Origin of the sequence: Pseudomonas monsensis (assembly GCF_014268495.2) — a bacterium.
Taxonomy (GTDB): Bacteria; Pseudomonadota; Gammaproteobacteria; order Pseudomonadales; family Pseudomonadaceae; genus Aquipseudomonas; species Aquipseudomonas monsensis.
In genome coordinates, this window is record NZ_CP077087.1 from 4,673,687 (window position 1) to 4,695,970 (window position 22,284).

Consider the following 22,284-nt stretch of genomic DNA (forward strand, 5'->3'; position numbering starts at 1 on the left):
ATGCTTTCCGGCCTTCGGCCCGAGGTAGCAACCATGCAACTCATCGATATCGGCGTCAACCTGACCAACCCAAGTTTCGCCGACAAACACCAGGCCGTACTCGACCGCGCCTACGCTGCCGGGGTCTGCCAACTGGTACTGACGGGCACCAGCGTCGAGGGTAGCCAACAGGCCCTGGAACTGTGCCAGCAACTGGATGAAAGCGCTCAGCGCCTGTTCGCCACCGCCGGCATCCATCCGCATTCGGCCAGCGACTGGAACGCCGACAGCGCCCGCCGTTTGCGCAGTCTGTTGCAAGAGAACAACGTGGTCGCCGTGGGTGAATGCGGACTGGATTTCAACCGTGATTTCTCGCCGCGCCCACAGCAGGAAAAAGTCCTCGAAGAACAGCTGGCGCTGGCCGCTGAACTGCAGTTGCCGGTGTTTCTGCATGAGCGCGACGCCAGCCAGCGCCTGCTGGAGATTCTCAAAGACTTCCGCGATCAACTGCCGGCCGCCGTGGTGCACTGCTTCACCGGCGAGCAAAAGGCGTTGTTCAGTTACCTCGATCTGGACCTGCACATCGGCATCACCGGGTGGATCTGCGATGAGCGCCGGGGCACGCATTTGCACCCGCTGGTCAAAGAGATCAAGCGCGGACGGCTGATGCTGGAAAGCGACGCGCCGTACTTGCTGCCTCGCACCCTGCGGCCGAAACCGAAAAACGGCCGCAATGAACCGGCCTACCTGACCGAGGTGTTGCGCGAAGTGGCGTTGCATCGAGGTGAGACCGAGGAAGATCTGGCGGCGCATACCACTGCATGTGCCCGCGTGTTTTACGGTTTACCCACACTTCCCTGACACCCTAAAAATTCAATGCAGGCTAACTCCTACACGGGCGGGACCTGATCGTCTGTTGACTCATATCAAAATCTTCCAGTCTGCATAGCGGCACAATAATGGCACCTTGCCAATGCTGTTTCCGCTATCAGAGAAGACCTCCATGGGTGCCTGGCTTAGCAATATCTCGCTGAAATACAAATTCTGGGCGGTTAACGCGGTCGCCTTTGTCACCACCCTGCTGTTGGTGTTGTACGCCGTGCAACTTGAACAGCAGGCTCGCAGCCACGCCGCGCAAGCGTCCGCTCAGGCTCAGGCGCAGTTGCTCAAGGCCTGGCCGGCCGGGCAAGCCCTGCCCAAGGCCGATCAGGTACTGACCTTCAAACGCGGCGAAGCGCCCCGCCTCAATGATCAGCCGCTGCTGGAGGTCACCGACAGCAACGGCTGGAACGAGATCAATCCGATGCCGCTGTTCGGTGACAACCCGCTGATGGGCGCCGAAGTGTTCAGCCGCGCCGACGGTCAGCACGTCGCCGTGATTGCCTATGGCCCGAGCCTGAGCCAGGTGTTCAGCGAGCGATTCGCCAACTACGCGGTGGCGGTGTTTATCCTGATGCTGGCGATGCTCGGCGCTTCGCAGTTGCTGATCCGCTTTCTGCTCAGCCAGCTCAACACGTTGAAAGACGTGATGCTGCATGTCGAGAAAAGCGGTGACCTCTCCGCTCGGGTGCCGCTGGCCTGCAAAGATGAAGTCGGGCAGATGGCCAATGCGTTTAACGCGATGCAGGCCGGTTATCAGCGAGTGGTCACCACCGTTGCCAACACGGCGCGGCAACTGGATGTCGGCGCGGCGCGGCTGGCGTCGAGCATGAACGAAGTGCGCCACGGCATGCTCGGGCAACAGAGCGAAACCGATCAGGCCGCCACCGCCATCAACGAGATGACCGCCACCGTTTACCACATCGCCCAACACGCCGGCGCCACCCGTGACCTGTCGCAGACCGCCGATGGCCTGGCCGGCAGCGGCCAGCAAGTGGTGGCCCGGGTGCAGCATTCGATCGCCGGGTTATCGAGCGGCGTGCAGCAGACCGCCGAGATGATTCAGCGTCTGGCCGAAGACAGCCAGAAGATCAACGGCGTGGTCAGCGTGATCCACAGCATCGCCGAACAGACCAACCTGTTGGCGCTGAACGCCGCCATCGAAGCCGCGCGTGCCGGCGAGATGGGCCGTGGCTTTGCCGTGGTCGCCGATGAAGTGCGCAACCTGGCGAAACGGGTGCAGACCTCGACGGACGAGATCACCACCATGGTCTCGGCGTTGCAGGCCGGCACACGCGACGCGGTGGATTTCATGCAGGAGAGTTCGTACAAGGCCGATGACTGTGTGCAACAGGCGCAAGCGGCCGGTGAAGCGCTGGCGGAAATCACCGGTGCCGTGGCGCAGATGCGCGAGAGCAACACGCAGATTGCGGTGGCTGCGGAACAGCAGAGTCAGGTGGCGGAAGAGATGAATCGGGCGGTGGTGAGCATTCGGGATGTGACCGAGAACACAGTGCAGCAGACCGTGGATTCAGCGACGACCAGTAATGAGTTGGCGACGTTGGCTGGGGAGTTAAGCAAGGCGATAGGCCAACTCAAACTCTGAAGACCTCATCGCGGGCAAGCCGGCTACCACAGGTTTCATGGGTGTTCACAAAATGGCTGCTCACTGCAGATCACTGTGGGAGCGAGCTTGCCCGCGCTGGCGTCTGCCGAGACACCAGCGAATCCAGCCATAGTGCCTATCACCGCCATAGCCAACCTCGATTCGCCGCCCCACCCGCCCCGGCCTATTCTTCAACCTTGTGTTCAACATGGATCGAGGAGTAGTCAACATGGGCAAACGTCACCCCAATCTTCCCGCGTGGCAATGGCGCGCGTACCCGAACAATCATCAGCACCCGACCAATCTGGTGCTGCACCTGATTGCCGTACCGCTGTTCATCGTGGCATTTCTGCTGATCGTCTCCGGGGTGTTCAGCCTGAGCCTGGGCAGCGTGGCTATCGGTGTGATCGGCATCATCGCGGCGCTGGGTCTGCAGCGCCACGGCCACAGCCTGGAGGCGCAAGCCTCCGAGCCGTTCAGTGACCGCAAGGATGCCGTGTCGCGCTTGCTGGTCGAACAATTCCTGACCTTTCCACGGTTTTTCCTCAGCGGCGGCTGGTGGCGCGCCTGGCGTGAGCGCCACCGTCGGCATTGATTCAGGCGAAGATCGTGACGGTCTGGCGACTCATGGCAATCAATTGCCCTTGCGCGCTCCAGAGCTTGGCGGCCACATGGCCGTAACCGTCGGCGGCGTATTCAATGTCGGCGAGGTATTTGCACCAGTCCAGCGTGCTCAAATCGTGTAACGGTTGCACGAATTCAATGGTCCAGGTCAACGTGCTGCCCGGTGCCGGTTTCTTCAGATAAGGCAACAGTGCCGGAGGCCATGCATCCACCAGCGCCAGCAGATGCGCCTCATTGACCGGCTCTTCCTTGACGTCCCCACGCAACCGCACCCAGCCGCCCATCTGCCGCGATTGAGTGCCGGTGAACGGCATGCCGCCGACACTCCAGCGCATCGCCAGATGACGCATGAACTCCGGGGTCACGCCCTTGATATAGGGCAATTCCTGGCATTCCTCCCAGTGCTTCATGTCGACGGCCGGATAGGCCGCAACGGCCACTTCCGAAGGTCGCGAAGCACCGAAGCTGCCTTGCACGATCGTCACTACCTGCCCGTTCTGCATGGCCCGCCCCAGCACCTGGCTGACCGCTTTGCCTTCGCGCAACACATCGACTTCGAAACTCACTGGCACTTGCGGCTCGACCGGGCCGACAAAGGTGATCGCCAGCGACCGCACCGGGCGATCTGCCGGCACCTTCGCGCGCATGGCTTCATATTGCAGCGCCGCCACCAGGCCACCAAAACTGGCGCGGCCCTGACCCCACTCGGCGGGAATCGTCAGTTCCGGTTGACGGCGGACCGCCTCCAGCAGATCGGAAAAGCGCATGACAACCTCGGCAATCAAGAAATGAATGCCGCGATCTTAACCAGCATGGCAGAGCGCCGCAGCGTCTATTCCGGTCAAATGGGCTGACAGAAAGGCCTTACACCGATTTGCCAGCCCGCTCCCTCGGGGGGATCTGAGGGGAATTCAGGATTTGAAGCAGGTCGCGCTGAATTTTTCGAGCACGCGGTCGGCCTTGAGTTCGGCCGCGATCAGCCCGGCCTGCCAGGTGGCGACACAGGGTTGCAGGTCGGATTCCTGCTGCGCCTTGGCCAGCCATTGCCAGCAATCGTGCCAGTCACCCAGTGCCCCTTGCGTGGCCTTCAAGTGTTTCAGCGCCGCCTTCGGCAAGCGATCCAGCTCGGGATAGGCTTCGATGCCATAGCGCACACGCTTGATCAGCAAGCGCAGGCGATGACGATCGTGGGCCGGATCGTGCAGTGCCTCGTCGAGTTTCTCCCATTGCTTGCCGAGACGTTTTTCAATGCGTTTGTCCAGGTCCTTGAGCAATCCTTGCCGCTGGGACGCCCGCAGGAAGCGCGGGAACGCGTCGAGAATCATCAGCAACGCATTGAGCTCCGCGCTCGCCGCCAGCGCCGGGTAGGCTTCGGCCATTTGCGCCATGCGCCGTTGCGCGGCGTCAGGCTGATGGTGTTGCAGCAGATACGCCGCCAGCACTTCACGGTCGCGCCACGGCGTCGTCACCTGGCCAACCGCTGACGCGGCGTCTTCCAGTTGCTCGACGCCGGGCAAGCCGCGCAACGGCCGCAACAGGCTGCGCAAGCGTCGCACGGTGGTGCGCAAGTCGTGCAACGCCTCGGGGTCGGTGCGCGCAGTCAGGCGCGCCTGACAGGCCAGCAACCGCACTTCCAGGCTCAGAACATGAGCTACCAACCGGTCAACCAACACAGACATCACTTGCTCCTGATTCAAATGGCTTGCGGGACGAGTCTGATGTTTTGCGAACTCAGCATCCTTGCTTCACGTCAGCAGCTTAGCGTCCGGCGCGGGATTCGCGAATGTAGAAGCGCGCCTTCTCGGCTTTGTTGCTGCACCCTTCGAAACCTTCGAATTGCTGCTGGGTTTTCGCCGCCGTCAGTAACGACAGCGCCTTGGAATAACTGACCGTACCGGCAAACCCTTCGGCCTTGGCCAGGTCCAGCTCATGCCACGCCGCATCGAGCTGGCTGCCGCAGGTGTCACGGTACGCGGTCTTGCCGGCGCAACCGGCCAATGCCAGAGCCATCAACGGCACACAGATCCAGGCTTTCATCACTCACACCTCAACGATAGGTCAACAGACGTGCAGGTAAGACGGTCGGGCTGCAAAAAAGTGCCTTGCCCGACTCGAATCTGCGCTGGCGAAAAGGATAGCGCTGAAACATCACGCCATTGTGAAAAACGACGCCACCGGCGCACTGAGCGACCTCGGCGATTGAGCCCGTCTGTCGAAGGGTGCATTGTGGGACCTTGTCGGGAGGAAGCTTGATGAAAAAACGTGTCGCGCTGGTGCTGGGCTCCGGGGGCGCCCGGGGTTATGCCCATATCGGGGTCATTGAAGAGATCGAACGACGCGGTTACGACATCGCCTGTATTGCCGGTTGTTCGATGGGCGCCGTGGTGGGCGGAATTTACGCCGCCGGCAAACTCGACGAGTACCGCAACTGGATCGAAAGCCTGGATTACCTCGATGTGCTGCGCTTGGTGGACGTGAGCTTTCGCCTCGGCGCGATTCGTGGCGAGAAAGTCTTCGGGCAGATCCGCAAGATCGTCGGCGAAATCAATATCGAGGACCTGCGCATCCCCTACACCGCTGTCGCCGCCGACCTTACCAACCAGCAGGAGATCTGGTTTCAGGAAGGTTGCCTGCACCAGGCCATGCGCGCCTCGGCGGCGATTCCCAGCCTGTTCACCCCGGTGATGCAAGGCAATCGCATGCTGGTCGACGGCGGCATCCTCAACCCGTTGCCGATCGTGCCGGTAGTGTCCAGCCATTGTGATCTGATCATCGCGGTCAATCTCAACTCGACCAACCAGCGCCATTACCAATTGCCGGTGATCCAGCGCCCCGCCGCGTTCCGCTCGCGGTTTGACAGTCTGATCGCGTCACTGGGTTCGAAGATGCCATTCCGCCGCAAACAGGCCGAGCAATTACTGATGCTTGAGCAGGAAGCGTTGCGCGCCGAGGCGGCAGACATCAACCCGTGGCTCGAAGGTGTCGGGCCGGAGAGCCAGCAACCGGCGGCCGCCCCCGAGCGTGAAGGCGCACCGAAGTCGGCGACCGGTTCGTTCATCATCGACAACGTCGGGCCGGCGTCGTTGCTCGACCTGATCAACCAGAGTTTCGAAGTAATGCAGACCTCGCTGGCGCAGTACAAGATTGCCGGGTATCCGCCGGATATCCTGATCAACGTGCCGAAACGGGTGTGCCGGTTTTTCGAGTTTTACAAGGCGCCGGAGTTGATCGCGCTGGGACGGGAGATTGCCCGGGATACGCTGGATCGCTATGACAGCGAGCAGGGCTGAAATCCCGGCAGCCTGACCGGGCCTCTTCGCGGGCAAGCCCGCTCCCACAGGGTTCTCGGGTGTTACTGAAATATGTGCTGCACACCATCCACTGTGGGAGCGGGCTTGCCCGCGAAGAGGCCAGACCAGCCAACACAAAACCTACAGACTGTTCTCACTCAACAAGCGATACCCAACCCCCGCCTCCGTCACGATAAACCGCGGCTGCGTCGGATCATCCGCGAGTTTCTGGCGCAAATGCCCCACCACAATCCGCAAATAATGACTGTCCTCGGTATGGGTCGGCCCCCAGATGTCCTTGAGCAATTGCTGCTGGGTGATCACCCGTCCCGGATGCCGTGCCAGTTGCGCCAGCACGGCGTATTCCTTACGGGTCAGCGCCACTTCGACCCCGTCGAGCAGCACCCGGCGATAGGCGAGGTCGACGGTCAGCGGGCCGAAACTCAACGCCGCCTGTTGCGCTTCTCCTGCCGGCGCCTGACGTAACAGCGCGCGGATTCGTGCGAGAAACTCCTGAATGCCGAACGGCTTGGTCACGTAGTCATTGGCGCCGCCATCCAGCGCCTGCACCTTCTGCCCTTCACTGGCGCGCACCGACAGCACCAGCACCGGCGCCGTGGCCCACTCGCGAAATTCGCGCAGCACTTGCTGGCCGTCCATGTCCGGCAGACCGAGGTCGAGCACCAGCAAGTCCGGCTTGTTCAGCGCCGCCTGCGCCAGGCCCTCGGCACCCGTGCCGGCCTCCAGCACTTTGTAGCCCTGTGACGCGAGGCTGATGCGCAAAAACTTGCGAATCTGCGGTTCGTCGTCGATCACCAAAATGGTCGCGGTCTGGCTCATGAATTCACATCAACACAAAAGATTGGCAAGAGAGTAGCGCAGTAGCGATCAGGCTTCATCGTCCATCCCCGGCTGCGTCTGCAACGGCAGGTGCAAGGTGATGCAGGTGCCGCGGCCGTCGATACCGTCGGCGACGCTGATGCGCCCGCCGTGGGCGCCGACCATGCCCTGACAGATCGCCAGCCCCAGGCCGGTGCCCTGGCCGCCACGATCACCGCGTGCGGCGGTGTAGAACATGTCGAAAATCTTCGCCCGCTCGTCCTCGGGAATCCCCGGGCCTTCATCGCTGACCGAAAAGAAAATCTCTTGGTCATTGGCGCCTGCGATGAGTTGCAACCGACCGTGGGGCGGCGAGAACCGTGCTGCGTTCTCCAGCACGTTGACCAGCGCCTGTTCGATCAACGCGGCGTGCACGTACAGCAACGGCAACTCGCCGGGCACATCGGCACTGACCTGCAACGGCGCCAGCACTGCGCGCAGGCGATTGAGCGAACTGCCGACGATGTCTGCCGGCGACACCCAGTCGCGCGCCAGTTTCAGTGCACCGTGGCCGAGGCGGGTCATGTCGAGCAGGTTCTGGATGTAGCGGTCGAGGCGCTCGGCCTCATCGCGGGTACCTTCGAGCAACTCGCGACGGTCCTCCAGCGGGATCGCTTCGCCGAGTGCCAGCAGGCTGTCGATGCTGCCGCGCATGGCGGTCAGCGGCGTGCGCAGATCGTGGGACACCGAGGCCAGCAACGCGCTGCGCAACTGCTCGGTTTCGCCATGCAGGCGCGCCGCTTCCAGATCATCCGCCAGTTGTGCCCGGGCCAGCGCCTGCGCCAGCGGCTGACTCAACGCGGTGAGCAAGCGACGACGCTGACCGCTCAAGGTCTGGCCTTCTTTGGCGCAGACCCCAAGCAGCGCCAGCGGCCCATCCTCGACCGACAGCGGCCACCACCACCAACGTCCGAACGGCAGCGTGCCGGTGCCCATGCCGGCGGGTTGATCGTGTTGCCAGGCCCAGTCGGCGGCGGCGCGTTCAGCTTCGCTGAATTCCAGCGGCCCGCCGGTCTCGACTTTCCAGCCGCCCTGGCCGTCGCGATTGAGCAGGCACAGTTGCAGATCACTCCAGCCGTTGAGGTGTTGCGCTGCGGCGCTGACCACGGCCTGACGATCCGTCGCGGCAGTGAGTTTGCGCGACAGGTCGAGCAGTTCGGTGGTCTCTTCCTGGGTGTCACGCAGCGCCTGCAGTTGTCGACGCTGACGCGCCGCGAGGTTGCCGGTGAGCGCCGCCATCAGCAGGAAAAACAGCAAGGTCAGGACGTCTTCTTCACGCTGGATGGCGAAGGAAAAATTCGGCGGAATGAACAGAAAATCGTAAGTCAGAAACGATAGCGCGGCACAGGCCAGGGCCGGCCCGAGACTGCTGCGCACCGCCACCAGCAACACCGCGGCGAGGAACACCAGCGAGATGTTCGGCAACGGCAAAATACTCGATACCGCCCACGCCAGCGCACAGGCCAGCACCGTGGCAACCAATGCCAGCAGATAGTCGAACCAGACCAGCGTCGGCGTCACTTGCAGGCGCTGCTGAGGGTGTTCACGGTCGTTATCGAGGACGTTGATTTCCAGGCCATGCGCCTGCCGCAGCAAACGTGCGGCGAGCCCGCCACCGAACAGGCGACGACGCAGACTCGGCCGCGACTGACCGACTAACACCAGACTCGCACGGCGTTCGGCGGCATGCTGAATCAGGGTCTTCGCCACTTCACCGGCACGCAGCAATACCACTTCACCGCCCAGACGCTCGGCCAATTGCTGCGCGCTTTGCAGGCGCAGGCGCGACTGCTCATCGCGCACCGTGCCGTTGTCGACATGCACCAGACTCCACGGCAAATGCCGACGCTGGGCGACGCGACTGGCGTGACGCACCAGACGTTCAGCCTGTGCATCGCCATCGACGCCCACCAGCAAACGGCCGCGCACTGCCGGGGCCGCCTGACCGAGCTGGCGATAACCCTGGGCGAGATCGTTATCGACCTGCGCGGCCGCCGTTTGCATCGCCAGCTCACGCAATGCAGTGAGGTTGGTCTGGGTGAAAAACGCATCAATTGCCGCGCGCGCCTGTTCCGGCACGTAGACCTTGCCCTCGCGCAGACGCTCGAGCAGTTCACGGGGAGGCAGGTCGATCAGCAGCAGTTCGTAGGCTTCCTGCAGCACCCAGTCCGGCAGGGTTTCGCGTACCTGCACACCGGTGATGCCGCGCACCTGATCATTAAGGCTTTCCAGGTGCTGGACGTTGACGGTGGTGAACACGTCGATGCCGGCGGCGAGCAGCTCCTGAATGTCCTGCCAGCGCTTGGCGTGGCGACTGCCGGGGGCGTTGCTGTGGGCCAGTTCATCGACCAGCACCAGTTTCGGCTTCGCCGCGAGCAGACCGTCAAGGTCCATTTCTTCAAGCATGACGCCACGGTATTCCGAGCGCACCAGCGGTTGCTGCGGCAGACCGCCAAGCAGCGCTTCAGTCTCGGCGCGGCCATGGGTTTCGACCACGCCGGCGATGACTTTCACGCCTTGGCGCAGTTGGGTGTGGGCGGCCTGGAGCATGGCGTAGGTCTTGCCGACGCCGGGGGCGGCGCCGAGGAAAACCTTGAGCCGGCCACGGCCGTCGCGGGGCAGGTCTGCTAACAGCGCATCGGCGCGGCCGGAGTCGCTCATGCTGGGAGTTCTCTCTTGCTGATGTTGATTCGGTGTTCGTTATGGCCCCTTCGCGAGCAAGCTCGCTCCCACATTTGGAACGCGTCCTCCTGTGGGAGCGAGCTTGCTCGCGAATGGCAACATCACAGAACTACAGTTTTTCCAGTGCCATGTTCAGCGCCAGCACATTCACCACTGGCGGTCCAACCAGCGGCTGTTCGGTATACGCATCGAGCAGTTGCTGCAAAGTCGACACCGGCACGTTTCGCGCCGCCGCGACACGCGCCAGTTGATAGGCAATTGCGGCCGGTGGCAAGTGCGGATCGAGGCCGCTGCCGGAGGTGGTCAGCAGCGCCAGAGGCACTGGCCCCTGGCCGGGCACTTGCAACTTGTTGGCGTCGTCGATGACCCGTGTCGCCAGAGCCGGATTACTCGGCGCCAGGTTGCTGGCACTGCTGGAAACGGTCGCAAACGCGCCCGCCGAAGGACGCGGATGAAACCACGCATCACCGACGAAATCCTGGGCGATCAGCGACGAGCCGCGGACTTTACCGGCAGCGTCATGCACCAGGCTGCCATTGGCCTGCTCGGGAAAGGCAACCTGCGCGACACCGGTGACCACCAGTGGATAGGCGACGCCGGTGATCAGGGTCATCAGCACCAGCAGGCTCAGGGCCGGACGTATCATTGTGGACATTGCAAAATCCTCGAATTCGTTGGGCAACTTGGGTGGAGTGTCAGGGAGACTTCTTCCCCCCTCACCCCAGCCCTCTCCCCCAAGGGGGCGAGGGGGAAAGGGAGCCGATTTCTGTATCGTTCAAGACCTGAATTCGGCTCGGTATTTCAGGTCGATGCAGCTTCCGTAATCACCTCGGTCGGTCCCCTCTCCCCTTGGGAGAGGGTCAGGGTGAGGGGCTGCGATATCAGCCTCACACCAGATGCAGCGCCGTGAGCAGCATGTCGATCGCCTTGATCCCCACGAACGGCACCAGAATCCCGCCCAGTCCGTAGATCAGCAGGTTGCGCCGCAACAACGCCGCCGCACTCGCCGCCTGCACCCGCACACCGCGCAGGGCCAACGGAATCAGCACGACAATGATCAAGGCGTTGAACACGATCGCCGAAAGAATCGCGCTCTGCGGACTGGTCAGGTGCATGATGTTCAGCACGCCCAGTTGCGGATAGATCGCCGCGAACAGCGCCGGCAGGATCGCGAAGTACTTGGCTACGTCGTTAGCGATGGAAAAGGTCGTCAGCGCGCCACGGGTCACCAGCAATTCCTTGCCGATCTGCACCACGTCCAGCAGCTTGGTCGGGTCGCTGTCGAGGTCGACCATGTTCGCCGCTTCGCGCGCCGCCTGGGTGCCATCGTTCATCGCCATGCCAACGTCAGCCTGGGCCAGCGCCGGGGCGTCGTTGGCGCCGTCGCCGCACATGGCGACCAGACGACCGTCGTTCTGTTCGTGACGGATGCGCGCCAGTTTTTTCTCCGGAGTGGCTTCGGCGAGCACGTCATCGACGCCTGCTTCAGCGGCGATGGCGGCAGCGGTCAACGGGTTGTCGCCGGTGACCATCACAGTGCGAATTCCCAGTTTGCGCAGCTCGGCGAAACGTTCGCGAATGCCTGGTTTGACCACGTCCTTGAGGTGGATCACACCAAGCAGTTTGCCGTCGACGCAGACCAGCAACGGGGTGCCGCCGCTCTGGGCGATCTTGTCGATTTCCCGCGACAGGGCCGGGGCCAGATCAGCGCGTTTTTGTCCGATGAAACTCAGCAGCGAATCCACCGCACCTTTGCGATAAACCCGGCCCTGATAGTCGACACCGGACAAACGGGTTTCGGCACTGAACGGTACGGCGGTCAGGGTATCCAGGGCCGGCTCGGACTGCGGGTGCAGACCGCGCAGGTATTCGACGATGGATTTGCCTTCAGCGGTTTCGTCCGCCAGCGAGGCGAACAATGCACCTTCAGCCAGTTCGCGACCATTCACACCGGGGGCGGCATGCACCGCGCTGCAACGACGGTTGCCGAAGGTGATGGTGCCGGTCTTGTCCAGGAGCAGCACGTGCACGTCACCGGCCGCTTCCACGGCGCGACCGGACTTGGCGATCACGTTCAGGCGCACCAGGCGATCCATCCCGGCAATCCCGATGGCGGACAGCAGGCCGCCGATGGTGGTCGGAATCAGCGTAACCAGCAGCGCCACCAGGAACACCAGCGGCAGGCTGCCATTGGCGAAGTGGGCGAACGGTTGCAGGGTCACCACCACCAACAGGAAGATCAGGGTCAGGCCGATCAGCAGGATGTCCAGCGCCACTTCGTTCGGGGTTTTCTGGCGCTTGGCGCCTTCGACCAGCGCGATCATGCGGTCGAGGGTCGACTCACCGGGGTTGGCGGTGATCTTCACCAGCAACCAGTCGGACACCAGCCGGGTGTTGCCGGTGACGGCGGAACGGTCGCCGCCGGACTCGCGAATCACCGGCGCCGATTCACCGGTGATCGCCGCTTCGTTGACCGCGGCGATGCCTTCGATGACTTCGCCGTCACCAGGGATCATCTCCCCCGCTTCGACGCGCACCACATCCCCTTTGCGCAGGCTGGCGGCGGGCACCACCTGGAAGCTGCCATTGGCCTGCTTGCGCCGCGCACTGAGGCCTTCGCTGCCAGCCTTGAGGCTGTCGGCGCGGGCCTTGCCGCGACCTTCGGCCAAGGCTTCGGCGAAGTTGGCGAACAGCACGGTGAACCACAGCCACAGGGCAATCTGCGCGGCGACGAAAGTCGGCACGACGTTGTCCGGGATGAAGCACAGCACGGTGGTGAAAATCGCCGTCAGTTCGACCACCAGCATCACGGGCGAACGCACCAGCTGACGTGGGTCGAGCTTGACGAAGGCTTGCACCAGCGCCGGACGCCACAGGGCCGAGATCGCGGTTTTCGGTGCTTCTGCCGACTTGGCCGGCACCGCAGGTTTTGCAGGAACATGCATATTCATGATGGATTCCTTAGAAGCCCATACTTAGGTGTTCGGCGATTGGACCGAGCGCCAGGGTTGGCAGAAAGGTCAAGCCGCCCACCAGCAAAATGGTCACGGTCAACAGGGTCACGAACAACGGGCCGTGGGTCGGGAAGCTGTTCTGGCCGATCGGTGCGGTTTTCTTCATCGCCAGGCTGCCGGCCAGGGCCAGTACCGGAAGGATGTAACCAAAGCGGCCGATCAACATGCCCAAGCCCAGCATCAGGTTGTGGAACGGTGTGTTCGCGCTCAGACCACCGAACGCCGAACCGTTGTTGGCGCTGGCCGAGGTGTAGGCGTACAGCAACTGGCTGAAACCGTGCGGGCCGGGGTTGCTGATGGTCGCCGCCGGGCCTGGCAGGGTCGCCGCGATGGCGCCGAGTACCAGTACGCCAATCGGCATCACCAGCAAGGTCACCACCAGCAGTTGCACTTCCCGCGCCTGGAGTTTCTTGCCGAGGTATTCCGGGGTGCGGCCGATCATCAGGCCGGCGAGGAACACCGCGATCAGCACGTTGAGCAACATGCCGTAGAGCCCGGCACCGACGCCGCCGAAAATCACTTCGCCGACCATCATGTTGACCAGCGCGACCATGCCGCTGAGCGGGTTGAGGCTGTCATGCATGCCATTGACCGAACCGTTCGATGCGGCGGTGGTGGTCACCGACCACAGCACGGTGGCGGTAGTGCCGAAGCGTGCTTCCTTGCCTTCCAGCGGCGCAGTCTGTTCGACGGCGACGTTGTTCAGGGCCGGGTTAGGCTGATATTCGGCCCACAGCGAAGTCGCGCCACCGATCAGGAACAACGCCAGCATGCAGGCGATGATCGCGCGGCTTTGACGCAGGTCTTTGACGTAGTGACCGAAGGTGAACACCAGTGCCACCGGGATCAGAATGATCGAAGACACCTCGAACAGGTTGCTCCAGGCGCTCGGGTTCTCGAACGGGTGCGCCGAGTTCACGCCGAAGAAGCCACCACCGTTGGTGCCCAGTTGCTTGATCGCAATCTGGCTGGCCGCCGGGCCGAGCGGGATCACTTGATCAACGCCTTGCATGGTCACCGCATTGACGTATTGCGCGAAGGTCTGCGGCACGCCCTGCCACACCAGATACAGCGCCAGCAGCAGGCACAGTGGCAGCAGGCCGTAGAGGGTGGCGCGGGTCATGTCGACCCAGAAGTTGCCGAGGGTCTTGGTCGACTTGCGGCCGATACCACGGCACAGCGCAACCAGCACGGCCAGACCGGTGGCGGCGCTGACGAAGTTCTGCACGGTGAGACCGACCATCTGGCTCAGGTAGCTGAGGGTCGCTTCACCGCTGTAGGACTGCCAGTTGGTGTTGGTCATGAAACTGACCGCAGTGTTGAACGCCTGGGTCCATTCCTGGCCCGGCAGGTTTTGCGGGTTCAGCGGCAGGTGATCCTGAAACAACAGGATCGCGAACAACAGGAGGAAACCGGCGAGGTTGAACGCCAGCAGCGCCAGCGTGTATTTCTGCCAGCTCTGCTCGGCGTTCGGATCAACCCCGGCAACGCGATAGCAACCGCGCTCGACCGGGCCGAGAATCGGCGTCAGCCAGGTGCGCTGCCCTTCCATCACTTTGTAGTAAAAGCGCCCGAGGAACGGCGCCGGCAGCAAGACCACCGCGAAAAACGCGAGGATCAGCCAATAGTCATAACTGTGCATAGCCGCTCCTAGTTCCGATCCGCGCGCAACAGCGCAACCAACAGATAAATGAACAGCCCCACTGCCAATAGCAGTGACACCCCGTCCAGAACGCTCATGGAAGATCTCCGTGTTACGGCGTATTGCCGCGTGTGGAGGCATTGTCGGAAAGGAGGCTGTAAAGGAACGAGAGCGAGGGTGTTGGCTGTGCATAAAGAAAGCGTAAAGAGTGGGTTTATGCCGGCGTTACAGGTGGGTTTTGCGCCGTATGGGCGGGCCTCTTCGCGAGCAGGCTCGCTCCCAAAGGTGTCGGCGTTGTTCAGGCGAGCGCATTTCAAAAATGTGGCAGCGAGCTTGCTCGCGAAGACGGCATAACGAGCAACATCGCACTCAACTGGCGCACAAAAAGCAGCTATCCCACCGCGAACATCCCCGATACGACAGCTTTCAACTCATTACGACTTGTTTCACGGCAATGGCACGCCCACTGCACACGCCCTCCTCCGAAGCTGTCCAAACCGTTCAGGGAGCAAGCGCATGAACACACAACTCAAACCCACACTGGGCACGTTGCACCTGTGGGGCATCGCCGTCGGGCTGGTGATTTCCGGGGAATACTTCGGCTGGAGTTACGGCTGGGGCGTGGCCGGAACGCTGGGGTTTCTGGTGACCTCATTCATGGTCGCGACCATGTACACCTGCTTCATCTTCAGCTTCACCGAACTGACCACCGCCATTCCCCACGCCGGCGGGCCGTTCGCCTACAGCCGCCGCGCCTTCGGTGAAAAAGGCGGATTGGTTGCCGGGCTGGCGACGCTGATCGAATTCGTGTTCGCGCCACCGGCGATTGCGCTGGCGATTGGCGCTTATCTGAATGTGCAGTTCCCCGCGCTGGATCCGAAACACGCGGCGGTTGGCGCGTATATCGTCTTTATGGGGTTGAACATTCTCGGCGTGAAACTGGCCGCGACCTTCGAGCTGATCGTCTGCGTATTGGCCGTCGCCGAACTGCTGGTGTTCATGGGGGTGGTCGCGCCGGCGTTCAGCTTCAGCCATTTCGCCCTCAATGGCTGGGCCGGTTCGGACGTGTTCGGCGCACCGGCGATTGCCGGAATGTTCGCGGCGATTCCATTCGCGATCTGGTTTTTCCTGGCCATCGAGGGTGCGGCGATGGCCGCCGAAGAGGCCAAGGATCCGAAACGCACGATTCCCAAGGCTTATATCAGTGGCATTCTGACCCTGGTGCTGCTGGCCATGGGCGTGATGTTCTTCGCCGGCGGCGTCGGTGACTGGCGCACGCTGGCCAACATCAACGACCCGTTGCCGCAGGCGATGAAAACCGTGGTCGGCGACAACTCCGGCTGGTTACACATGCTGGTGTGGATCGGCCTGTTCGGCCTGGTGGCGAGCTTCCACGGAATCATCCTCGGTTACTCGCGACAATTCTTCGCCCTCGCCCGCGCCGGTTACCTGCCGGCCTCGCTGGCAAAACTCTCGCGTTTCCAGACGCCACACCGCGCGATTATCGTGGGCGGCATCATTGGCATCGCTGCCATCTATAGCGACGGCTTGATCAACCTTGGCGGTATGACGCTCACTGCCGCGATGATCACCATGGCGGTGTTCGGGGCAATCGTGATGTACATCATGAGCATGCTCAGTCTGTTCAAACTGCGTCGATCAGAGCCGAATCTGGAGCGCACTTTCCGCGCGCCGTGCTATCCGCTGGTGCCGATGATTGCATTGGTACTGGCGGTGGTATGCCTGGTGGCAATGGCCTGGTTCAACGCGCTGATCGGGCTGATTTTCCTCGGCTTCATGGCCGTTGGTTTCGCTTACTTCCTGCTCACCGGCCAGTTGCGCGCCAACGCACCGGCCGACGCAATGCTCACCGGTTTGTAAAGCTCAAGCAGGCGCGGGCTGCACCTGCAAGGAACTAAGGTGCATCCGGCATAACCGGCCTAGAATGGAACCACTGCGACGTCACTTCGCTCAAAAGTGGTATGCAGCTTCGTACGGCGAAATTCTCGTCCGTCGATCTGCCATTAAGGAGAGCCGTTATGCCCTGGTATGCCTGGTTGATTCTGGTCGTTGCAATCGGCTCGATCGTGGGTGGATTGATGATGCTGCGCGACACCGCCAACAAAGTCGAACTGACCGATGAAGAACGCAAACGCGTGGCCGAGCGCAACGCCGAAGCGGACGCCAAAGAAGCCCAAGACCGCTGAACCCGAACCCCGCCTGACTGGCGGGGTTTTCATTTCAGTAACCTGTTGGACTTATCCGCGCTGTTTTTAGAAGTTGAAGTACAGTCACCATGTAATTTTCCTTGGTTAAGATGGGGCATTGTTGCGGAGAGCTACACATGCGTTACTCGCAAGACCATAAAGCCCAGACCCATCAGCGCATTATCAAGGAGGCCTCGGCACGATTTCGCAAGGACGGCATAGGCGCGACCGGCCTGCAACCGTTAATGAAAGCCTTGGGGCTGACCCACGGCGGTTTCTATTCGCACTTCAAGTCCAAGGACGAACTGGTCGAGAAAGCCTTGCAGGAGGCGGGTGAACAAGTCGCCGGGGTCTGTGCGCAAATCTTTGCCGCAGACAACCCGCTCGAGGCGTTCATAGATACCTATTTGTCGGAATGGCACAGGACATCGCCCGATGAAGGTTGCCCGCTGCTGACCATTTCTTCGGAACTGGGCCTGCGCGGACAACCGAGCCCTACCAGCGATCAGGTCCTCAATGCCCGACTGGAACAAATCGAGGACAACCTTGAGGGAGACAACTGCGCCGACCGCGCCATTGTGATCATGTCGACGCTCGTCGGCGCGTTGCTGCTGTCGCGCAGTGTCGCGGATGCCGGGTTTGCGCAACGCATCCTCGACGTTACCCGCGAACACCTCAAGCACACCGAAGATTAAGCCTGCCAGCGCTTGAACAGCACGCTGGCATTGACTCCGCCAAAACCGAAGCCGTTGGACAATGCGTATTCGATCGGCATCGACCGCGCCTGGCCATGGACAATGTCCACCCCTTCGCTGGCAGGGTCGGGGTTATCGAAGTTGAGGGTCGGCGGCACCACCTGATCGCGAATCGCCAACAACGTGAAGATCGCTTCAAGCCCCCCGGCAGCACCGAGCAAGTGGCCGGTGGCGGATTTGGTTGAGGTCACGGCAATTTTATTCTGCGTGCCGAACAGCGCCTTGATCGCTGCCAGTTCACCCAGGTCGCCCACCGGGGTCGAAGTCGCATGCGCATTGAGATGCTGCACCTGAGCCGGCGTGATTCCACCCTGCGCCAGCGCCAGTGCCATCGCCCGCCGCGCACCGCTGCCGTCTTCCGGCCCGGCAGTCAGGTGATAGGCATCGGCAGTGGTGCCATAACCGACCAGCTCGGCCAGTGGCTGCGCGCCACGGGCCAAAGCATGCTCCAGTGATTCGATCACCAGCAGACCGGCGCCCTCGCCCATGACGAAACCGTCCCGGTCGCGATCGAACGGTCGTGAAGCGCGCTCGGGAGTATCGTTGAAAGCACTGGAAAGCGCCCGGGCAGCAGCAAAACCGGCGAGGCTGACTCGGTCGATTGCCGCTTCGGCACCGCCGCACACGGCGATATCCGCTTCACCGGCACGTATCAGCCGCGCAGCATCCCCAATCGCCTGGACCCCGGCGGCGCACGCCGTCACCGGCGCCCCCAATGGTCCTTTGAGGCCATGCTGGATCGACACATGACCGGCGGCGAGATTGACCAGGAAAGATGGAATGGTGAATGGGGACAGACGCCGAGGCCCTCGACTGTCTGTGGTGCGCACCGCGTCGGCGATGGCACCAAAGCCACCGACACCGGAGCCAATGATGGTCGCCGTACGCTCCTGCTCGGCGGCTTCGGCAGGGTGCCATCCGGCCTGCTCCAGCGCCTGGCGTGCTGCCTCCATGGCAAACAGAATGAAGCGATCCATTTTCTTCTGTTCTTTGGGCGGTGTGGCACGATCCGGATCGAATCCGGCCTCGGCGTCTTCTTCCGGTGTCGGCACGCTGCCACCGACCCGTGCCGGCAAATCGGCGACCACCGCGTCAGGCAGCGCACGCAAACCCGAACGTCCCGCCAACAAACGTTGCCAGACCGCTTCGACACCACTGCCCAACGGAGACACCAGGCCCATGCCGGTGACGACTACTCGACGCTGACTCATACCGTAATTACCCCTGTTCGATTCAATGACCTGATTTGTAGCGCTGGGCTGCAGCGCTGCGCGAAAGGTTCGGCGCCATGACATGGCGCGCCGCCACAAACGACTGCCATTCGCCGGCATCGGGCAGCGATGGAATGGTGACCAGTTCGCCCTGATCCAGACCGGCCAGGGCGGCATCCACCATCTCCCCGGCGTCCATGACCATTTCCGCCGGAATGCCACTGGCGTCGATCCCCGAGCGCTCCCAGATCTCAGTGCGGGTCACGCCCGGCAGCACGGCCTGGATCTGCACGCCCGAGCCTTCGAGCTCCGCGTTCAACGATTGGGTCAGACTCAACACATAGGCCTTGCTGGCGGTGTAGGTCGCATTGAAGCGCTCGGGGAACAACGCCACGACCGAGGCGATGTTGATGATCGTGCCGCGACCTGCCTTGGCGAAACTGGCAGCGGCGGCCGACGCCAGACGCGTGACGGCGGTGATGTTCAACTGGATCAGGCGTTCCAGTTGATCCATGTCGGCATTGGCCAGCGGGCCGTCGGCGGCCACGCCGGCATTGTTAACCAGCAGGCTGATGCTCGAATCGCTGCGCAAGCGCTGTTCGAGTTGGATCACATCGTCCTTTTGGGTCAGATCCGCTTTCCACACCTCGACGTGCACACCGTGAGCGTCGCGCAATTGGCTGGCGGCGCTGTCCAGACGGGCCTTGTCACGGGCCACCAGCAACAGATCAAAACCACGCGCCGCCAGACGCTCGGCGTAAATCGCACCGATACCGGACGAGGCGCCAGTGATCAGAGCCGTACCTTGAGACTGCACAGAATTCATGACTTTGCTCCTGAAACACTTGTGAGTGGGCAAATAACCCCCGAGCCGGGCAGCTCAGGGGCGGCGAATTATTATAGGCATAATATCAAGCCAATATGATAGTCGTAATTTTTACCTTTCCGGAGAGCACCTCGCCTGCCTGCCGCAGGTGTTCGCACTGCAAAACGAAAAAGGCCGGTCAATGACCGGCCCCTTGGCGTTGAACCTTCAGCTTAGTTGACTTCCAGCTTCTCGCGATTGCGATCCAGGATTGCCTTGCCGATTCCCTTCACTTCCAGCAGCTCATCCACCGAGGCAAAGGGCCCGTTTGTTTCGCGATATGCAACAATCGCCTTCGCCTTGGCTTCACCCACGCCTGAGAGCTCTTTCTGCAGCGTTACCGCATCGGCGTCGTTGAGATCAATCCTGGCACTCTGGGCGGCCGCTGGCACTTCCATCACCAGAGGCGCCTTGGGTGAATCGGAAGGCGCGACAGGTGCGGCGATTGCGGCAATCGAGGCGCTGGTGAGGAAAGCGAAAATCAGAGAGTAGAAGTAACCGGTACGCATTTGTGACGCTCCATCATCGTTTGAGAAAGCAGCTTTTCCGAAGCTGCTCTCCAAACTTAGGTCATGGTGCGCCCATGTCAAAAATGCGTGGGTTACAGGATGTGAAACAATCAGGGTTCGAGACGACGTTGCTGGTAGATCCAGTCAACGATTTCACCGTCGGGGGTGTAGCCGCTGACCGTTTCGCGCAGTAGCTGCCTGACACGAGCATAATCATCGAGTTCGACCGCCGCGAGCAAATCACCCAGCCGCGCCTTCAGGACTTCCCAGGGCAAGTGATCTTCATTGGCGGTCATGATCATCGGATGCGGGGTCGCCGCCACGTTGTCACCGATCAGCAATTCCTCATACAGTTTCTCGCCTGGGCGCAGTCCAGTGAACTCGATAGAGATATCGCCCTGGGGATTACGCTCGGAGCGGATGCTCAAACCGGACAGGTGGATCATCTTTTCCGCCAGTTCGACAATCTTCACCGGCTCACCCATATCCAGTACGAACACATCCCCCCCCTGCCCCATCGACCCGGCCTGGATGACCAGTTGCGCCGCTTCGGGGATGGTCATGAAATAGCGGGTGATTTTCGGGTGGGTGACGGTCAACGGGCCGCCGGATTTGATCTGCCGGTGAAACAGCGGGATCACCGAGCCGGAGGAGCCCAGCACATTGCCAAAGCGCACCATGGTGAAACGGGTTTTATTGACCCTCGACACGTTACCCTTGTCACCGAACAATACCGGGGCGATCTCGCGGCTCAATGCCTGCAGGACCAGTTCGGCCAGACGTTTGGTACTGCCCATCACGTTAGTCGGGCGGACAGCCTTGTCGGTGGAAATCAGCACAAAATTGGCGACGCCCGATTGCAGCGCCGCTTGCGCCGTATTCAGCGTGCCCATCACATTGTTCAGCACGCCTTCGGCAATGTTGTGCTCGACCATTGGCACATGCTTGTACGCGGCAGCGTGATAGACGGTGTCGACACGCCAGGTTTTCATCACGTCGAGCAATTTGTGCGGGTGACGGATGGATCCCAGGATCGGCAGCAGATGCACAGCTACCGACTCCCGGCATCCACGCTGCTCCAGCTCGGACAAAATGCTGTAGAGATTGAATTCACTGTGGTCAAACAGCAGCAGCGTGGTCGGCCCCAAGGCAAAAATCTGTCGGCAAAGCTCCGAACCGATCGAACCACCGGCACCGGTGACCATGACCGTCTTGCCCTTGATGCAACGTTGCAGCAGGTCCGGTTGTGCGGGCACCGCGTCACGCCCCAGCAAGTCGGCGATATCCACTTCCTGGATATCCTCGACCTTGACCCTGCCACTGGCCAGGTCAGTGAAATTCGGCACGCTGCGGATGTGTAGCGGAAAGCCTTCGAGCAGATGAAGGATCTCCCGGCGCCGGGCCCGCGTGGAGGAAGGCAGGGCCAGCAGGATCTCCTGAGCGCCGGTGACGTCGATCATTTCCTGAATGTGCTTGGGCTTGTAGACATGCAACCCCGAGATTGATCGGTCGGCAATGCTGGCGTCGTCGTCGATGAACGCCACCGGCCGCATGACCTTGCCCATGCGCAGCGCCGCCACCAACTGGTTGCCAGCGACGCCGGCACCGTAAATGGCCACTTTGGTCAAACCGTTTTCGCGACTGGTGAATGGCACATGCTGAGCCGCCGTAAACCAGTCGCCCATGAAATACTGGCGCATGCACAGGCGCAGGCCGCCAATGATGACCATACTCAGCCACCAGTAATTGAAGATGATCGAGCGAGGAACCACGGCTTCGTGGTTGCTGTACCAGTACACGACGACCGCCAGAATCAGCGAAGACAGACTGACAGCCTTGATAATGGCGATCAGGGCATCGTTACCGAAATACCGCATCACCGCCCGATACATGCCGAAACGGATAAACAGGGGAATGGCCACGACCGGCGCGCAGACAAACAGCCAGAAGTGCACTCTGAAGGGGTTATACATGTCATCAATGCCCAGACGGACGATGAACGCCAGCCAGAGGGCGGCCCAGACCAGAACAATGTCCGTCGCCACCTGTATCAGACGCTTGCGTCGTCTCGGCAGCGCGACAAGCCGCTCCCGGACCTTGTCCATCAGTTCTTCAAACACTCAGTCTCCTCCCTTCAACTGC

20 protein-coding genes are annotated in these 22,284 nt (G+C 61.7%); 7 read left to right on the plus strand and 13 right to left on the minus strand.

The genetic code is table 11. From position 1 onward, the window contains the following. Positions 1 to 33 precede the first annotated feature (33 nt). The 3 genes from HV782_RS20545 (at position 34) to HV782_RS20555 (ending at position 3,059) form a co-directional block, all read left to right on the plus strand. On the plus strand, positions 34 to 840 hold the full coding sequence (locus HV782_RS20545) for a TatD family hydrolase (RefSeq protein ID WP_128616469.1): 807 nt from the start codon (positions 34 to 36) through the stop codon (positions 838 to 840). 142 nt (positions 841 to 982) lie between these two features. Then, a complete protein-coding gene (locus HV782_RS20550) occupies positions 983 to 2,464 on the plus strand; it encodes a methyl-accepting chemotaxis protein (RefSeq protein ID WP_123466573.1) in 1,482 nt (493 codons plus the stop codon). A 229-nt stretch (positions 2,465 to 2,693) separates the two neighbouring features. Next, on the plus strand, positions 2,694 to 3,059 hold the full coding sequence (locus HV782_RS20555; protein ID WP_186746479.1) for a DUF962 domain-containing protein: 366 nt from the start codon (positions 2,694 to 2,696) through the stop codon (positions 3,057 to 3,059). 1 nt (position 3,060) lies between these two features. Here the strand turns inward: HV782_RS20555 and HV782_RS20560 are convergent, their stop codons facing one another. The 3 genes from HV782_RS20560 to HV782_RS20570 all read right to left on the minus strand — a co-directional run bounded on the left by HV782_RS20560 (position 3,061) and on the right by HV782_RS20570 (position 5,125). Beyond that, positions 3,061 to 3,855: an acyl-CoA thioesterase gene (locus HV782_RS20560; RefSeq protein WP_123466576.1), complete on the minus strand. Its 795-nt coding sequence runs from the start codon at positions 3,853 to 3,855 to the stop codon at positions 3,061 to 3,063. A 144-nt stretch (positions 3,856 to 3,999) separates the two neighbouring features. Next, complete coding sequence (locus HV782_RS20565; RefSeq protein ID WP_217890327.1) at positions 4,000 to 4,767, minus strand: CHAD domain-containing protein; 768 nt, start codon at positions 4,765 to 4,767, stop codon at positions 4,000 to 4,002. Between the two features lie 79 nt (positions 4,768 to 4,846). Then, complete coding sequence (locus HV782_RS20570) at positions 4,847 to 5,125, minus strand: hypothetical protein (protein ID WP_123466578.1); 279 nt, start codon at positions 5,123 to 5,125, stop codon at positions 4,847 to 4,849. Between the two features lie 215 nt (positions 5,126 to 5,340). Between HV782_RS20570 and HV782_RS20575 the strand changes: the two genes are divergently transcribed. After that, positions 5,341 to 6,378 (plus strand): patatin-like phospholipase family protein, encoded by a 1,038-nt coding sequence (locus HV782_RS20575; RefSeq protein WP_186744831.1) that lies wholly within the window; start codon positions 5,341 to 5,343, stop codon positions 6,376 to 6,378. 141 nt (positions 6,379 to 6,519) lie between these two features. Here the strand turns inward: HV782_RS20575 and HV782_RS20580 are convergent, their stop codons facing one another. The 6 genes from HV782_RS20580 to kdpF form a co-directional block, all read right to left on the minus strand. Continuing rightward, complete coding sequence (locus HV782_RS20580; RefSeq protein ID WP_123466581.1) at positions 6,520 to 7,218, minus strand: response regulator; 699 nt, start codon at positions 7,216 to 7,218, stop codon at positions 6,520 to 6,522. 48 nt (positions 7,219 to 7,266) lie between these two features. Beyond that, a complete protein-coding gene (locus tag HV782_RS20585; protein ID WP_123466583.1) occupies positions 7,267 to 9,918 on the minus strand; it encodes a DUF4118 domain-containing protein in 2,652 nt (883 codons plus the stop codon). Positions 9,919 to 10,048: 130 nt separating this feature from the next. Continuing rightward, positions 10,049 to 10,594, minus strand: a complete 546-nt coding sequence (gene kdpC / locus HV782_RS20590; protein WP_186744833.1) for a potassium-transporting ATPase subunit KdpC — start codon at positions 10,592 to 10,594, stop codon at positions 10,049 to 10,051. A gap of 232 nt (positions 10,595 to 10,826) precedes the next feature. Then, complete coding sequence (kdpB, locus tag HV782_RS20595) at positions 10,827 to 12,890, minus strand: potassium-transporting ATPase subunit KdpB (protein ID WP_186744835.1); 2,064 nt, start codon at positions 12,888 to 12,890, stop codon at positions 10,827 to 10,829. Positions 12,891 to 12,900: 10 nt separating this feature from the next. Next, positions 12,901 to 14,595 (minus strand): potassium-transporting ATPase subunit KdpA, encoded by a 1,695-nt coding sequence (kdpA, locus tag HV782_RS20600; protein ID WP_186744837.1) that lies wholly within the window; start codon positions 14,593 to 14,595, stop codon positions 12,901 to 12,903. 8 nt (positions 14,596 to 14,603) lie between these two features. After that, positions 14,604 to 14,693, minus strand: coding sequence for a K(+)-transporting ATPase subunit F (gene kdpF / locus HV782_RS20605; protein ID WP_007899818.1), 90 nt, complete (start codon positions 14,691 to 14,693; stop codon positions 14,604 to 14,606). Between the two features lie 418 nt (positions 14,694 to 15,111). Between kdpF and eat the strand changes: the two genes are divergently transcribed. The 3 genes from eat to HV782_RS20620 all read left to right on the plus strand — a co-directional run bounded on the left by eat (position 15,112) and on the right by HV782_RS20620 (position 17,497). After that, positions 15,112 to 16,476: an ethanolamine permease gene (gene eat, locus HV782_RS20610; RefSeq protein ID WP_186744840.1), complete on the plus strand. Its 1,365-nt coding sequence runs from the start codon at positions 15,112 to 15,114 to the stop codon at positions 16,474 to 16,476. A 158-nt stretch (positions 16,477 to 16,634) separates the two neighbouring features. After that, the gene (locus tag HV782_RS20615) at positions 16,635 to 16,802 is read left to right on the plus strand and encodes a DUF2897 family protein (protein WP_064503201.1); all 168 of its coding nucleotides are present in this window, start codon (positions 16,635 to 16,637) and stop codon (positions 16,800 to 16,802) included. A gap of 137 nt (positions 16,803 to 16,939) precedes the next feature. Next, positions 16,940 to 17,497, plus strand: coding sequence for a TetR/AcrR family transcriptional regulator (locus HV782_RS20620; RefSeq protein ID WP_123466593.1), 558 nt, complete (start codon positions 16,940 to 16,942; stop codon positions 17,495 to 17,497). Here the strand turns inward: HV782_RS20620 and fabF are convergent. From fabF to HV782_RS20640, 4 genes are all read right to left on the minus strand, one after another. Beyond that, the gene (gene fabF, locus HV782_RS20625) at positions 17,494 to 18,768 is read right to left on the minus strand and encodes a beta-ketoacyl-ACP synthase II (protein WP_186744842.1); all 1,275 of its coding nucleotides are present in this window, start codon (positions 18,766 to 18,768) and stop codon (positions 17,494 to 17,496) included. The two genes, HV782_RS20620 and fabF, sit on opposite strands and share 4 nt — an antisense overlap. A gap of 22 nt (positions 18,769 to 18,790) precedes the next feature. Beyond that, entirely contained in the window at positions 18,791 to 19,594 is an 804-nt protein-coding gene (locus tag HV782_RS20630; RefSeq protein WP_186744844.1) for an SDR family NAD(P)-dependent oxidoreductase, read from the minus strand. Between the two features lie 212 nt (positions 19,595 to 19,806). Beyond that, positions 19,807 to 20,142 carry a ComEA family DNA-binding protein gene (locus HV782_RS20635; protein WP_123466599.1) on the minus strand — a complete coding sequence of 112 codons (336 nt, stop codon included), beginning with the start codon at positions 20,140 to 20,142 and terminating at the stop codon, positions 19,807 to 19,809. 110 nt (positions 20,143 to 20,252) lie between these two features. Beyond that, positions 20,253 to 22,247, minus strand: a complete 1,995-nt coding sequence (locus tag HV782_RS20640) for a polysaccharide biosynthesis protein (protein ID WP_123467306.1) — start codon at positions 22,245 to 22,247, stop codon at positions 20,253 to 20,255. Positions 22,248 to 22,284 lie beyond the last annotated feature (37 nt).

What these genes read in the sequence shown, in the direction of transcription:
- HV782_RS20620 (WP_123466593.1), top strand. Translation starts at nt 16,940, where the DNA reads ATGCGTTACTCGCAAGACCATAAAGCCCAGACCCATCAGCGCATTATC.
- fabF (WP_186744842.1), bottom strand. Translation starts at nt 18,768, where the DNA reads ATGAGTCAGCGTCGAGTAGTCGTCACCGGCATGGGCCTGGTGTCTCCG.
- kdpA (WP_186744837.1), bottom strand. Translation starts at nt 14,595, where the DNA reads ATGCACAGTTATGACTATTGGCTGATCCTCGCGTTTTTCGCGGTGGTC.
- kdpF (WP_007899818.1), bottom strand. Translation starts at nt 14,693, where the DNA reads ATGAGCGTTCTGGACGGGGTGTCACTGCTATTGGCAGTGGGGCTGTTC.
- HV782_RS20585 (WP_123466583.1), bottom strand. Translation starts at nt 9,918, where the DNA reads ATGAGCGACTCCGGCCGCGCCGATGCGCTGTTAGCAGACCTGCCCCGC.
- kdpC (WP_186744833.1), bottom strand. Translation starts at nt 10,594, where the DNA reads ATGTCCACAATGATACGTCCGGCCCTGAGCCTGCTGGTGCTGATGACC.
- HV782_RS20550 (WP_123466573.1), top strand. Translation starts at nt 983, where the DNA reads ATGGGTGCCTGGCTTAGCAATATCTCGCTGAAATACAAATTCTGGGCG.
- HV782_RS20635 (WP_123466599.1), bottom strand. Translation starts at nt 20,142, where the DNA reads ATGCGTACCGGTTACTTCTACTCTCTGATTTTCGCTTTCCTCACCAGC.
- eat (WP_186744840.1), top strand. Translation starts at nt 15,112, where the DNA reads ATGAACACACAACTCAAACCCACACTGGGCACGTTGCACCTGTGGGGC.
- HV782_RS20570 (WP_123466578.1), bottom strand. Translation starts at nt 5,125, where the DNA reads ATGAAAGCCTGGATCTGTGTGCCGTTGATGGCTCTGGCATTGGCCGGT.
- HV782_RS20545 (WP_128616469.1), top strand. Translation starts at nt 34, where the DNA reads ATGCAACTCATCGATATCGGCGTCAACCTGACCAACCCAAGTTTCGCC.
- HV782_RS20575 (WP_186744831.1), top strand. Translation starts at nt 5,341, where the DNA reads ATGAAAAAACGTGTCGCGCTGGTGCTGGGCTCCGGGGGCGCCCGGGGT.
- HV782_RS20555 (WP_186746479.1), top strand. Translation starts at nt 2,694, where the DNA reads ATGGGCAAACGTCACCCCAATCTTCCCGCGTGGCAATGGCGCGCGTAC.
- kdpB (WP_186744835.1), bottom strand. Translation starts at nt 12,890, where the DNA reads ATGAATATGCATGTTCCTGCAAAACCTGCGGTGCCGGCCAAGTCGGCA.
- HV782_RS20565 (WP_217890327.1), bottom strand. Translation starts at nt 4,767, where the DNA reads ATGTCTGTGTTGGTTGACCGGTTGGTAGCTCATGTTCTGAGCCTGGAA.
- HV782_RS20630 (WP_186744844.1), bottom strand. Translation starts at nt 19,594, where the DNA reads ATGAATTCTGTGCAGTCTCAAGGTACGGCTCTGATCACTGGCGCCTCG.
- HV782_RS20615 (WP_064503201.1), top strand. Translation starts at nt 16,635, where the DNA reads ATGCCCTGGTATGCCTGGTTGATTCTGGTCGTTGCAATCGGCTCGATC.
- HV782_RS20640 (WP_123467306.1), bottom strand. Translation starts at nt 22,247, where the DNA reads ATGGACAAGGTCCGGGAGCGGCTTGTCGCGCTGCCGAGACGACGCAAG.
- HV782_RS20580 (WP_123466581.1), bottom strand. Translation starts at nt 7,218, where the DNA reads ATGAGCCAGACCGCGACCATTTTGGTGATCGACGACGAACCGCAGATT.
- HV782_RS20560 (WP_123466576.1), bottom strand. Translation starts at nt 3,855, where the DNA reads ATGCGCTTTTCCGATCTGCTGGAGGCGGTCCGCCGTCAACCGGAACTG.